The following is a 13,710-nucleotide window of genomic DNA, read 5'->3' as shown; positions in this document are numbered from 1 at the left end:
ACCGATAAAACTTCGAATGAAGCCTGCGAGCGGTAGAAATAGACAATGCTCGCGGCTGGCAGGGAATTGCGTGCATTTTTTGGTTGTGACAATGACGGGAAGGTTAACTCAGGCTTAATGATTGGTGGTTATATTTTATGCCTGACAGGGTAATTATCACATCGTGAAATATAAAGTTATTTTGTGCCGTGAAATTAACGTCGCGCTGCATAAGTGAAATAGGGACATTCATGGCGTAAAGTGCATTCAATATTAAAGATACCCTGTTAGTGCAACAAATAATTCATCGTCAATATATTCTGCTGACATCACCAATACGCCAATTCTACTAATTATGGTAGTGGCGATAATAGCAGTATTGCGTTAGCGAAAGTGGTTCTATTTTGTGTTTTTATTTTGTAAAACATCGTGTTATGTAGTTTTTCGATGAAAAAATAACGCCATTTAGGCTATGTAGGATTTTTTATTAGGATTAATCCTATAATCTACCGGCTGCTTCATTTACCAACAGTTACGTAACGGTAAATATTGAATTGATGCGAAGCTCATGTAAACTTGTTTACCGTTTGTCAAAATATGTCAGGAAGACGCTGGGCCTTATTCTGAAGGGCTCGTGCGGTAGCTATGCCCTTAAAATAGTAACGCCCCGAAAATATCCTGGCTATTTTAACAATAGCACTTAAGTCAAACTTCACTCCCTTATCTTCATCATCGAAATATCGCTACGGAAAAGCATATGAAAATGCGCGTACTGTTTTCACTTCTGTTTGTAATGGCGGTGGCGGGCTGTAAAGCGCCGCAGAAACCTGTGATCAACGACGATACGATCGAGACCAGCCAGGTCAACGGCGTAACCTTAACCCACCGTCACGCCGTTACGCCGCCGGCGGAATTCACGTCGGTTAACGAGCCGTATCGTGCCATGTATCCAGCCTCCCTGATGAGCCGTCCTGACTTCGGCGGCAAAGTTATCCGCAATCTCGAGACCGGAAAAACGTACGTGGTGCTGGGGCAGGTTGAACACTACTGGATGGCGCTTGCCGATGAAGGTAACGATCAGCTGATTGGTTACGTCCCGATGCGCGCCGTGATCAAGGCCGACCAGTACGACGCCGCCGTGCGTAAACAGGCCATTCGTCCGAAGGCGCGTAAAAAAGCGACCTGTGTCGATGTCGATGGCAACAGCAAAGCCTGCAAAGACAGCGCTAACGGTACTTGGATCCTGAACTAAACGGCTTTCATGAGCGCATTTTTATGAATAATAAAAATTTTCATAAGCTGTGGTTATTCTTTTACGCGGTGATTTTCGCCCTGGTCAGTGGTTGTACGTCGTCTTCACACAGCGACCCCTCCCGCTACAATCTGCAGTTTCAGGCTCATCCACAAATCAATGAATCTGCGCCGCTTAAGGTCCGGGTGCTGCTGCTGAAATCCGATGCGGATTTCATGTCCAGCGACTTCTACTCCCTGCAGAACAACGCGTCAGCCACGCTTGGCGCGAATCTGCTGAACAGCGACGTGTTTTTCCTGATGCCGGGACAGCTGTCCAAAACCCTCAGCGGGCAAAGCTCTCCGGAGGCCCGCTACATCGGCGTGATGGCGGAGTATCAGGTGCTGGATGGCAAAAAATGGCGCGTTTCACTCCCTCTGCCCGTGCCTGGCGAAAATCATATCTACCAGTTCTGGAAATGGTCCGCTGATGAACTTCAGGCCAACGTTTTTCTCGACGTGAACGGCATTCGGGTCATCAGCCAGTAACGCGCTTCAAAACAGGAAACACATCATCATGACGAAAGCAGAAAAGGTCGTCTGGACCGAAGGCATGTTCCTGCGTCCACACCATTTTCAGCGGACTGAAAGTTATCTGCTCAACCATGTTCGTGAATGGGGTGCGCTACAGCGGTCATATCTCTGGGGCTTTCTTGACGTTGAACTGGATGAAGCGATGCTTCGTCAGGGATGCATTGCCCTGAGCTACTGCAGCGGCCTGCTGCCGGACGGCACCTTTTTCCAGGTGCGTAACGGGCGCAACGGCCCTGCGCCGCTGAAAATTCCTGACAATCTCACCAACGAAAAGGTGGTGCTCGCGCTGCCGGTCCGTCGTGGCGAGAGAGAAGAGGTGATTTTCAGCGAAGAGCCGGCCTCGCTGGCGCGCTTCATCGCTTTCGAGCAAGAGGTGGAAGACGACAACGCCATGTCGGTGGGGGATGCCACCGTCCAGTTTGGTCGTCTGCGTCTGACCCTGATGCTGGAAAAAGACCTCACGGCAGAATGGACCGCCATCGGCGTGGCGTTTGTGACGGAGAAACGTAACGACAATCACGTGCGGCTCGACAACAGCTACATCCCGCCGATGCTCAACGCCAACAACAGCCCGCAGATCTACAGCATGATCAACGATCTGCACGGTCTGCTGGTGCAGCGCAGCCAGCAGATTGGCGGTCGTTTACGCCAGCCCGGCCGCTTTAATACCTCCGAACTGATTGAGTTCACGCTGCTGTCGCTGGTTAACCGTCATCTGGGCGAGGTTTCTCATTTAAAAACCCTCCCGCTGCTGCATCCGGAAACGCTCTGGCGCAGCTGGCTGCCGTTTGCGACCGAGCTCGCCACCTGGACGTCCCAGCGTACCGCCGAAAGCGTGCTGCCGATTTACGATCATGACGATCTGGCAAACTGCTTCAGCAAACTGATGCTGATGCTGCGTCAGGGGCTGTCGCTGGTGATGGAAGACCACGCGATTCAGCTGCCGCTCAACGAGCGCTCTCACGGCCTGAACATCGCCACGGTGCCTGAAACCAGCATGGTGCGTGAGTTCGGCTTCGTGCTGGCGGTTAAAGCCAACGTGCCAGGGGAACACCTGCAAACCCATTTCCCGGCGCAGATGAAGGTCGCGCCGGTCTCGAAAATCCGCGATCTGGTTCAGCTTCAGCTGCCGGGCATTATGCTGCGCGCCATGCCGGTCGCGCCGCCGCAGATCCCGTGGCATGCCGGCTACAGCTACTTTGAGCTGGAGAAGGGCAGCGAGCTGTGGCACGAGATGGATAAGTCCGGCGCATTCGCCCTGCATCTTGCAGGGGAATTCCCGGGGCTGGATATGGAGTTTTGGGCCATCCGTAGCCCGACAGAATAATAAAGCGAGCGCTTAATATGCAGGAACGACAGGACACCGGCAGTGATGCCGGGTTTACCGGAGCCAGTAGCAACAATCAGCTGGTAGCGGCCGCCAATCCGCTGCTCAACGCGATTCCGCAGATCCGTCATTCGGTCTCCCATGACGATCAGGTGGCGTTACGCCAGCGCCTGATCGATGAGATTCGCCGTTTCGAAGTCCGCTGCCAGCAGGCGGGGCTGCCCTACGAAGTGATCGTCGGGGCACGTTACTGCCTGTGTACGGCGCTCGATGAGGCCGCCGCGCTCACCCCCTGGGGCAGCAGCGGCGTCTGGTCAAGCAACGGTCTGCTGGTGACGTTCCACAACGAAACCTGGGGCGGCGAGAAGTTCTTCCAGCTGCTGGCGCGCCTGTCGCAGAACCCGCGCGAGCATATTCTGCTGCTGGAGATGATCAACTACTGCCTGCTGCTGGGCTTCGAAGGACGCTATCGGGTGCTGGACAATGGCCGCACCCAGCTTGAAACCATCAAGCAGCGGCTGTGGCAGATGATCCGCGGCGTGCGCGGCAGCTATCCGCCGCCGCTTTCTCCCCATCCGGAAGATCGTCCGGTGCTGCGCAAGCTCTGGCGGCCGATGGTTCCCCTGTGGGCCTGCGTGGCGCTGGCCGGGTTTATCGCCTGCCTGTTTTATATCGTGCTTAACTGGCGGCTTGGCGATAACACCAGCCCGGTGCTGGCGAAGATTTATCAGTCCCAGCTGCCGGAAACCACTATTCAGCAACCGGCCCGTCAGCTACCGGCGGTGCTGAACCTGCGCGGCTTCCTGAAGCCTGAAATCGAGGCTGGCCTGGTCGCGGTGAAAGACGAAGCGGACCGCAGCGTCGTTATCCTGAAGGGCGACGGGCTGTTTGCCTCTGCCTCTACCGTCGTGCGTGACCGCTATGAACCGGTCATCAACCGCATTGCGCAGGCGATGAATAACGTCAGCGGCAAAATTCTGGTGGTGGGCTACAGCGACAACGTGCCGATCCGCAGCGCGCGCTTTGCCTCTAACTATGAACTCTCTCTGGAACGCGCCCGCTCGGTACAGAAAATGCTGCAGGGAAGCCTCTCTCAGCCTGGCCGCGTGAAGGCGGAAGGGCGGGGCGAGATTAACCCGGTGGCGTCGAACACGACGCCTGAAAATCGCGCCCGTAACCGCCGTGTGGAAATTACTCTGCTGGTGTCGCCTGAAAACACTCAGGCTGAGCTGAACGGATTGCCGCAAGGAAACTAAGGATGCTGACTACACTTCTTTCCATCTTGACCAACCGCATTCTGTGGAGCTTCCTCGGCGTAACGGCGCTTGCGGCGGTGATCTGGATGATTGGTCCCCTGTTGTCCATCGTGGACACCCGACCGCTTGAGTCTGAACAGAACCGTATTATCAGCATTGCCGTGGTCTATCTGCTCTGGGCACAGGGCCACATTCTGCCGCGCCTGTACAATGCCTGGCTGAACCGCAAGCTGATGGACAAGCTCAAGGAGAATACCGCCAGCCCGGAAGCCGCGGATCCGCAGAAGCGGCTGAACAGCGAGGAGCAGATCCTCGCCAGCCGTTTTGATGAAGCCGCGCAGATGCTTAAAAAAGCGCACTTCAGCAAAGCGGGCCAGAGCGCCCAGTGGACGCAGCGCTTCAGCACGCAATATCTCTATCAGCTGCCGTGGTACGTCATTATCGGCGCGCCGGGCTCCGGTAAAACCACGGCGCTGGTCAACTCCGGGCTGCAGTTCCCGCTGGCCGACCGTTTCGGTAAAACCGCGCTGCGGGGCATTGGCGGCACGCGTAACTGCGACTGGTGGTTCACCAATGAGGCGGTGCTGCTGGACACGGCGGGCCGCTATACCACCCAGGAGAGCGAGCAGGTGCAGGACGCCGGCGAATGGCTGGAGTTCATGGGGTTACTGCGTAAGTATCGCCGCCGCCAGCCGATCAACGGCGTCATCATCACCATCAGCATTTCTGACCTGCTCACCCAGTCCGCCGAGGCGTCCCGCCAGCAGGCGGTAAACCTGCGTCAGCGTCTTTCCGAGCTGCATGAACAGCTGGGTATCCGCTTCCCGGTGTACGTGATGGTGACCAAGGCCGACCTGCTTAAAGGCTTCCGCGCCTGGTTTGCCGACTACGATAAAGCGCAGCGCGACCAGATCTGGGGCTTTACCCTGCCGTGGGAGCAAACCAAACACGCCGATTACGACCTGATGGGCAACTTCCAGCAGGAGTTTTCTCTGCTCCAGCAGCGCCTCGATGCCGGGCTGCCGGAAACCATGCTGAAAGAGCATGACGCGAAAACCCGCGCGGAAGCGTATCTCTTCCCGCAGGAGTTCGCCGCGCTGCGTCCGCTGCTGGCGGACTACCTGAGCACGGTCTTTGCCCGCTCCAACTTCGAAACCGAGTTCTCTCCGCGCGGGATCTACTTCGCCAGCGGGACTCAGGAAGGCATGCCGTTCGACCGCGTGATGGGCGAACTGAACCGCGCGCTGTCGCTGCCGGAAGGGGGGGAGGCGGATAACTGGGATTCGGTCAGCAAAGAAGCGCCTATCCCGGGTGCTAAAGGTCAGAGTTTCTTCATTAAGAACCTGCTGCAAAACGTCATCTTCCAGGAAGCCGGGATCGCGGGCGAAAACCGCTGGTGGGAGCTGCGCAACCGGGCGGTGATCTGGTCCGGCTACGCGGCGCTGCTGGCCCTGCTGGCGATCCTCGGCGGGCTGTGGCTGACCAGCTATGCCAAAAACAAAACCTATCTGGCAGAGGTGGATGCGAAGGTGCCGCTGCTGGACCAGCAGAGCAAGGCGCTACAGAACCAGCCGCAGCGTGACCTGTTCGATCTGCTGCCGCTGCTGAATGGTCTGGTTGACCTGCCGAAAAGCGACGCGTTTGATGTCAACGATCCGCCAGTATCCCGCCGTATGGGGCTCTATCGCGGGGATGACGTCAGCGATGCCGCGCAGTCTCTGTACCAGAAAGCGCTGGATCAGATGCTGTTGCCTGCCGTCGCCATGCACATCACTACCTGGCTTCGCAACGACAACGGCAGCGATGTGGAATACAGCTATGAAGCGCTGAAAGCCTATCAGATGCTGTATCAGCCGAAGCACTATGACGGCAAATTCCTGCATTCGTGGGTGATGCTCAATCTGCAGCGAAATCTGCCGCAGAACGTCACGAAGGCGCAGCTGCAGCAGCTGGAATGGCACCTGACGCAGCTGCTGGAACCGAAAATTCAGGCCTCGCCGTACGCGCAGGATGAATCTCTGGTTGCCCGCGAAAGAGCGATGATCAACCAGCAGCCGCTCTCCACGCGCGTATACGGTCGACTCAAACGCCTGCTGGAACATGATGACAACCTGAAGCCGGTCTCCCTTTCCGACCTGGGCGGACCGCAGAGCGAGCTGGTGTTTTCACGCAAAAGCGGCAAGCCGGTGAGCGAAGGCGTACCGGGTCTGTATACGCCGGACGGCTACTGGAAAAGCTTTAACGGCCAGATTGACAGCGTAACCACCGCCCTGCACGAGGACGACGCCTGGGTGCTGGGGGCCGCCACGGCGCAGGAGGATAAACAGCAGATCGATAACGCCGTGCGCCAGCTCTACATGCGCGATTTTATCGCTAACTGGGATCGCTTTCTCGCCGACATTCAGCTCAATAACAGCGCCGATCTTTCCCAGCGCATTAACACCGCGCGCCTGCTCTCCGGCGCAAACTCGCCGCTGCGCCGCCTGGTGCAGAACCTGAGCCAGGTCCTGACGCTGTCACGCAATGCGCCAGCGCCGGAAGATGCGGGTAAAGCGCAGGCGCAGAGCAACCGCGCCACCCGTACGCTGGAAGCCCTGTTCAGCAACAATGACGCTGCGCCGACCCAGGCCGCCGTGGTCACCCAGGCGCCGGAACAGCTGGTGACCGACCACTATGCGCCGATGATTGAGCTGGCGCAGCCGCTGGAGAAGGGCGGGAAGACCATCGTGTTTGATGATTTTCTCAAGCAGGTGGACGAGCTCTATCGCTACCTGACCGCCGTCCAGGACGCGGCCAACAGCGGTATGCCGGCACCGGGCGGCGAGGCGATCAGCCGTCTGCAGGCCAGCGCCGGTCGCCTGCCGGGCGGTCTGCAAACCATGTTCAGCAATATGGCGGTGGGCGCCAGCAGCGATACCCAGCGCCGTGACCTTGAAAACGTGCGGAAGCGGATTAACGTTGAGGTGGGCGGTTTCTGCCGTCAGGCGATTGCCGGTCGCTACCCGCTGGTGCGCAGCGCCAGCACCGAGGTCACCCCTGACGATCTCGCGCGCATGTTTGCGCCGGGAACCGGGCTGATGGACGCTTTCTTCCGCGACAATCTGACCAATAAAGTGGATACCACGCAGGCAAACTGGCGCTTTATGCCGGGCATCGACGGTAAAACGCTGCCGGGAAGTGAAGGGCTGCTGAGACCATTCCAGCAGGCCCAGTCGATTCGCGACGCCTTCTTTGCTAATGGCGCAACGACGCCGTCCTTCAAGGTGACGGTTCGCACCGTGCGAATGGATAACACCATTCTGAACCTGACGCTGGACGTTGACGGCCAGCTGCTGCGCTACAGCCACGGTCCGCAGGCCGTGCAGATCATGAACTGGCCGGGGCCGGGCGGCACCAACCAGGTCCGCATGCAGCTGGGGCTGGCTAACGGCAGCACGGCGACGCTGGTCACCAACGGCGCCTGGGCGCTCAACCGCTTCTTCGATAAAGCGAGCACCAGCCCGGGCGCGGGTAGCCTGAGCCGTCAGGCCACCTTCAGCGTCGACGGACATCAGGTCACGCTGGAGTTTGCGCCAAACAGCATTCGTAACCCGTTCCAGCTTCCCCGTTTCTCATGCCCATAACCGCAAGGACAGCCGTATGACGAATACCCCTGCGATGAACCGCTACAGCTGGTATGGCAAATTACCCAGCGCCGGAGATTTTTTGCAGCGTCGCTTTCCTGACACTTTACAGCGCCAGTGGTCACACTGGTTCCAGGTCGGTCTGCTGGCCTGGCAGCAGGAAGAGCAGCGCAGCGGCGAGCGCCAGTTCCAGAAAGCGCCAGTCTGGAATTATGTGGTACCGCCTATGCTTGGCAGCCAGATGATCCAGATGGGCTGTCTGCTGCCCGGCCGCGACAGCGTTGGCCGACAGTACCCGGTTTGCCTTCAGCTGAGCTTCGCTCCGTCAGAGTGGTCGACCAGCCTGCTCAGCCAGGCCGAAAGCTGGTACCAGCAGATTGGGCGCCTGGGGCTGCACGCGGTGCGCAACAGTTTTTCCGCCTCGCAGCTGGATGAGATGCTGATGACCATTCCGGCACCGCAGCCCGTCGAGGCGCAAAAGCGTTCCGACATCCTTGATGTAATTGGCTATGACGAGGATGGCCAGAGCACGCTGGGCTGGCCTCAGGCGGCGGAGTGTTTTGACCCGCTGCGTCAGACCAGCTACTGGTGGACCAACCGCTGCGACGGCTACCCGCTCTACACCCACGTGCACAGCGGTAACTTTACCGGGCAGCTTTTCACCCTGCTGTTCGACCCGGCAGGAGGCGCCCGTCCGGGGCGTCACGGTCTCTATCCGCCCATGTTTGAATAAGCAGGGATCTTATGAATATCGAAGAATTTCTCGCGCCAATAAGCCCCGAAAAGCCCTGCGGCGAAAACCTGGAGTACGACGCCGACTTCCAGATCATGAATCAGGCCAGTCAGGGGAAAGCGGAACAGCAGTTTGGCGACACTATTATCCCGGCAGAGCCCGCTGACTGGAACACGGTAGAAAAATTCGCCACCAGCCTGCTGACCCGCACCAAAGATCTTCGCGTACTGCTGGCGTTAACCCATGCCTGGACGCGCCGCCGCGGGCTTGCGGGCTACGCGGACGGATTGTTGCTGGTGCAGGAGGCGATCGCCCGTTACTGGGAGACGCTTTATCCGCTGCTGGAAGAGTATGGCGAAACCGATCCGTTCTATCGCATTAACGCCCTGGCGGGGCTGAGCGATAAATCCGACCTCACCGTCGCCGTGCGAAACGCCTCGCTTCTGCGTTCAAACGGCGATGAAATTTCCCTTCGGGATGCCCAGGCGCTACTGGACGGCAGCAAGACGGAATGTCCGGACTATCCCGGCGGCCGTCCACGGCTGATTGACGAACTGGCCCGCGGCGACCAGCCGGGAACCGCAGCGGTTATCGTCATTAACGAACGTCTGCTGGCGATTCGCGAGCTGCTCACCGGGCATCTCGGTGAAAGCGGCGTGCCCGAGATGGAGCAGCTGCTGAAAACCGTCGGACTGGTCGCCAGCGCGTGTCAGGTGACCGACATCAGCAAGCTGCTGCCGAACCGTGAGGCGCAGGCAGAACCACAGGCCGAGCAGCAGTCGGCGACAGCGCAGCCCGCTCAGCCGGTCACCGACTGGCGAAGCGTTCAGGTCACCAGTCGCGCCGACGCGCAGCTGATGCTGGAAAAAGCGAAGCAGTATTTTGCGCAGTACGAACCGAGCCACCCCGCACCGCTGATGATTGAACGGGTGCAGCGGCTGTCAGAACTTAACTTTATGGACATTATTCGCGACCTGGCGCCAGACGGCGTTAACCAACTTGAAAACATCTTTGGGCGCCGCGAATAACGCGTCCAGGCATTATGACGACAGGCATGGATCCTGCCGTTTCACCTTCACCGCGCATCTTTGATGGAGAACATCATGGCAATGAGTAACAGTGGGCAGAAATTCATCGCACGTAACCGTGCCCCCCGCGTGCAGATCGAGTACGACGTAGAGATCTACGGTGCAGAACGTAAGATTCAGCTGCCGTTTGTGATGGGCGTCATGGCCGATCTGGTCGGCAAACCGGTAGAAAATCTGCCGGCCGTCGACGAGCGTAAATTCCTCGAAATCGACATCGACAACTTTGACGAACGCATGAAGGCGCTGAAGCCGCGCGTGGCGTTCCAGGTGGATAACACCCTGACCGGCGAAGGCAAGCTCAACGTGGATTTGACCTTCGACAGCATGGACGATTTCCTGCCGGATGCGGTGGCCCGCAAGGTTGAGCCGCTGAACAAGCTGCTGGAAGCGCGTACCCAGCTCTCTAACCTGCTGACCTATATGGACGGCAAAAACGGTGCGGAAGAGCTGATCGCTAAAATTCTGCAGGATCCGACGCTGCTCAAATCCCTGAGCCAGTTGCCGAAAAATGACGAAAGCGCGAAAGGTAGCGAGGAATAATCGATGAGCAACCAGACTCAACAACATGAGCAGCAGGCGGGTCAGGCGTTCAGCCAGGATGAATTCAGCGCGCTGCTGAACAAAGAGTTCCGCCCGAAAACCGATCAGGCGCGCTCCGCCGTTGAAAGCGCGGTCAAAACCCTGGCGCAGCAGGCGCTGGAAAATACCGTCACCTTCTCCAATGATACCTACCGTACCATTCAGAACCTGATTGCCGGTATCGACGAGCAGCTGTCGCAGCAGGTGAACCAGATCATTCACCACGACGAGTTTCAGAAGCTGGAGAGCGCCTGGCGCGGTCTGAGCTACCTGGTGAACAACACTGAAACTGACGAGATGCTGAAGATCCGCTTTATGAGCATCTCCAAGCAGGAGCTGGGCCGCACCCTGAAGCGCTTTAAGGGCGTGGGCTGGGACCAGAGCCCGATCTTCAAGAAAATCTACGAGCAGGAGTACGGCCAGTTCGGCGGCGAGCCGTTTGGCTGCATCGTGGGCGACTACTACTTCGACCACAGCCCGCAGGACGTTGAGCTGCTGGGCGAAATGGCGCGCATCGGCTCTGCGGCGCACTGTCCGTTTATCACCGGTACCGCACCGGGCGTGATGCAGATGGAGTCCTGGCAGGAGCTGGCTAACCCGCGCGACCTAACCAAGATCTTCCAGAACACCGAATACGCGGCCTGGCGTTCACTGCGTGAATCCGAAGATGCCCGCTATCTGGGGCTGGTGATGCCGCGCTTCCTGTCGCGCCTGCCGTACGGCATTCGCACCAACCCGGTCGACAGCTTTGATTTCGAAGAGCAGACCGACGGCGCGAACCACAACAGCTACTCCTGGGCGAACGCCGCGTACGCGATGGCCGCCAACATCAACCGCTCCTTCAAAGAGTACGGCTGGTGCACCTCGATCCGCGGCGTGGAGTCCGGCGGTGCGGTTGAAAACCTGCCGTGCCACACCTTCCCGAGCGATGACGGCGGCGTGGACATGAAGTGCCCGACCGAGATCGCCATCAGCGACCGTCGTGAAGCCGAGCTGGCGAAGAACGGCTTTATGCCGCTGGTTCACCGCAAAAACTCCGACTTTGCCGCCTTCATCGGCGCGCAGTCGCTGCAGAAACCGGCGGAGTACCATGACCCGGATGCGACCGCTAACGCGCGTCTGGCCTCTCGTCTGCCGTACCTGTTCGCCTGCTGCCGCTTTGCCCACTACCTGAAGTGCATCGTGCGCGACAAAATCGGCTCCTTCCGCGAGCGCGAAGAGATGGAGCGCTGGCTGAACGACTGGGTAATGAACTACGTGGACGGTGACCCGGCGAACTCCTCTCAGGAGACCAAGTCCCGCAAACCGCTGGCGGCTGCGGAAGTGCAGGTGCAGGAAATTGAAGACAACCCGGGCTACTACGCCGCGAAGTTCTTCCTGCGTCCGCACTACCAGCTGGAAGGTCTGACCGTTTCCCTGCGTCTGGTTTCTAAACTGCCGTCGCTGAAGACGAAAGACGCGTAAAAGCGTCAGACTGCTGACAACGTGCGTTTAGTGAGTTTCGCCCGGCGGCGCTACGCTTGCACGGGCCTACGATGAAATGTGCAATCTATTTATATCGTTGCCCAATGTAGGCCGGGTAAGCACAGCGCCACCCGGCAAGAAAGACGGCTAAATTGTTAATGCTGTCCTTAACAGGTTCCAGAATAACGCACGGTAATAATGACTTCACATTCCTTCCGTTATTTCGAAGGAATGTAAGACTGTCAAATGACACGGGTCATTTGATGTGAGGCAGAGGTAAAATATGGACGGTTTTATTCAGCCCCATGCTTTCCTGTTTGCCATATAAGTGCTTTTTCGAAAGCAATATTGTTCATCCACGAAGAGTAGATATTATGGCTATTGATATGTTTCTGAAGGTCGAGGGTGTTACGGGCGAATCTAAAGATTCTAACCACACCGGCTGGACTGATATTACCTCCTTCTCCTGGGGCGCTTCCCAGCCAGGTAATATGAGCGTTGGCGGTGGCGGCGGTGCCGGTAAAGTTAACTTTAACGACCTGCACGTAAACGCGCTGATCGACAAATCCACCACAGCTGTCCTGAAACACTGCGCTAGCGGTAAACACCTGACTAAAGTTGAACTGTCCGTCTGTAAAGCTGGCGGCCAGCAGGTGGAATACTCCCGCATTACGCTGGAAGATGTGCTGGTCACTTCTGTTCAGTACACCGGTGCAGACAACGGCGATACCGTTGGTGTGACCTATGCATTCCAGGCTGCGAAAGTGAAACAGCAGTACTGGGAGCAGACCACGTCTGGTGGTAAAGGTGCTGAAAGCAGCGCTGGCTGGAACATCAAAGAAAACAAAGAAGCATAATAATAGTGGGCCCGAAAGGGCTCACTTTATCCTGAGCTTCTTATCAAGGAGAAATGAGATGTCTCAAATGCGTCCTGCTTTTGGCGCCGCCTGGAACCGATTCAGAGAAGTGAACGTAAACGTAGAACAGGTTGGCAAGTTATTGGGTGGAAAAGTTCAGCATAATATCGACGCCGGTATTTTTAAAAATGCGTGCCCAATACGTATGAGCTACGTCCTGAATTATTGTGGTATTCCGATTCCTTCTAATAGCAAATATGCGACAGTGACCGGAGACGACAAAAAGCGCTATATGTTCCGCGTTAAAGATATGATTGCATTTCTACCCACGGTACTGGGCAATGCAGATATGTCAGTCTCTTCCCCAACGCCTGCCCAATTTGCTGGCAAGCAAGGTATTATCATCTTTACCGGTCACGGCTGGAGCGATGCAACCGGGCATGTAACACTCTGGAATGGAAATATTTGCTCGGATGACTGTCATTTCCTTGGTTCTCCAGGAAATGGTTCATTTATTCCTACCAACGCAACATTCTGGAGCCTGAAATGAAACGTTTACTGCTGCTCGTGTTGGCATTAAATACCTCTGCTGTTTATGCCCAAACGCTGCCTGATATCAGCGCTTTTTCGCAGCAACAAATTTTTGAAAACTGGGTGCAAAACCGCTGTATCGGTAAGATTGCGGACAGCAAAGCCCTGAAAGCTGATGCAGAGGCCAGCGCCGCCGCCTGGCTCGAAGCAAGCAATCTCCCTGCTGAGAACTTTGAAAAAGCTGACAAGGTGATTGCTTCTCTACTGAAAGAGAAAGTGGGCGGCACTCAGCCGGGTCATTATCAGGTTTTGAAGTGCAGCTTAATCGCCAATAGCGACGCGATTCGTCCGCTCAAAACGCCAGAATAGAACAGATGGAATCGGCCCCAAACGCCGCCGTTCTCGTCCCGAGAGCGGCAGCGTTTGAGCGCTAATCATACCAGCAGGAA

Annotated in this window: 12 protein-coding genes; all 12 read left to right on the top strand. The window is 57.1% G+C overall.

What is annotated here, in order from left to right:
* Positions 1-736 precede the first annotated feature (736 nt).
* The 12 genes from KIF87_RS02675 (at position 737) to KIF87_RS02620 (ending at position 13,630) form a co-directional block, all read left to right on the top strand.
* Positions 737-1,231: an SH3 domain-containing protein gene (locus tag KIF87_RS02675; protein ID WP_213327824.1), complete on the top strand. Its 495-nt coding sequence runs from the start codon at positions 737-739 to the stop codon at positions 1,229-1,231.
* A 23-nt stretch (positions 1,232-1,254) separates the two neighbouring features.
* Positions 1,255-1,758, top strand: coding sequence for a type VI secretion system lipoprotein TssJ (gene tssJ / locus KIF87_RS02670; RefSeq protein ID WP_047652274.1), 504 nt, complete (start codon positions 1,255-1,257; stop codon positions 1,756-1,758).
* A 28-nt stretch (positions 1,759-1,786) separates the two neighbouring features.
* Positions 1,787-3,130 carry a type VI secretion system baseplate subunit TssK gene (gene tssK, locus KIF87_RS02665; protein WP_024909829.1) on the top strand — a complete coding sequence of 448 codons (1,344 nt, stop codon included), beginning with the start codon at positions 1,787-1,789 and terminating at the stop codon, positions 3,128-3,130.
* A 17-nt stretch (positions 3,131-3,147) separates the two neighbouring features.
* The gene (locus tag KIF87_RS02660; protein ID WP_213327823.1) at positions 3,148-4,386 is read left to right on the top strand and encodes a DotU family type VI secretion system protein; all 1,239 of its coding nucleotides are present in this window, start codon (positions 3,148-3,150) and stop codon (positions 4,384-4,386) included.
* 2 nt (positions 4,387-4,388) lie between these two features.
* A complete protein-coding gene (tssM, locus tag KIF87_RS02655; RefSeq protein ID WP_213327822.1) occupies positions 4,389-8,009 on the top strand; it encodes a type VI secretion system membrane subunit TssM in 3,621 nt (1,206 codons plus the stop codon).
* Between the two features lie 16 nt (positions 8,010-8,025).
* Positions 8,026-8,742: a type VI secretion system-associated protein TagF gene (gene tagF, locus KIF87_RS02650; RefSeq protein WP_213327821.1), complete on the top strand. Its 717-nt coding sequence runs from the start codon at positions 8,026-8,028 to the stop codon at positions 8,740-8,742.
* Between the two features lie 11 nt (positions 8,743-8,753).
* Entirely contained in the window at positions 8,754-9,770 is a 1,017-nt protein-coding gene (tssA, locus tag KIF87_RS02645) for a type VI secretion system protein TssA (protein WP_121932094.1), read from the top strand.
* A gap of 75 nt (positions 9,771-9,845) precedes the next feature.
* Complete coding sequence (gene tssB, locus KIF87_RS02640; RefSeq protein ID WP_008502644.1) at positions 9,846-10,370, top strand: type VI secretion system contractile sheath small subunit; 525 nt, start codon at positions 9,846-9,848, stop codon at positions 10,368-10,370.
* Between the two features lie 3 nt (positions 10,371-10,373).
* On the top strand, positions 10,374-11,873 hold the full coding sequence (gene tssC / locus KIF87_RS02635) for a type VI secretion system contractile sheath large subunit (RefSeq protein ID WP_023336028.1): 1,500 nt from the start codon (positions 10,374-10,376) through the stop codon (positions 11,871-11,873).
* A 374-nt stretch (positions 11,874-12,247) separates the two neighbouring features.
* Entirely contained in the window at positions 12,248-12,730 is a 483-nt protein-coding gene (locus KIF87_RS02630; protein WP_063143858.1) for an Hcp family type VI secretion system effector, read from the top strand.
* Positions 12,731-12,788: 58 nt separating this feature from the next.
* The gene (locus KIF87_RS02625; protein WP_213327820.1) at positions 12,789-13,280 is read left to right on the top strand and encodes a type VI secretion system amidase effector protein Tae4; all 492 of its coding nucleotides are present in this window, start codon (positions 12,789-12,791) and stop codon (positions 13,278-13,280) included.
* Positions 13,277-13,630 carry a T6SS amidase immunity protein Tai4 family protein gene (locus tag KIF87_RS02620; protein WP_213327819.1) on the top strand — a complete coding sequence of 118 codons (354 nt, stop codon included), beginning with the start codon at positions 13,277-13,279 and terminating at the stop codon, positions 13,628-13,630. The genes KIF87_RS02625 and KIF87_RS02620 overlap by 4 nt, the downstream gene beginning before the upstream one ends.
* Positions 13,631-13,710: the final 80 nt, after the last annotated feature.

Origin of the sequence: Enterobacter sp. 120016 (assembly GCF_018383635.1) — a bacterium.
Taxonomy (GTDB): Bacteria; Pseudomonadota; Gammaproteobacteria; order Enterobacterales; family Enterobacteriaceae; genus Enterobacter; species Enterobacter asburiae_D.
This window is presented reverse-complemented; position numbering and strand designations above follow the sequence as displayed.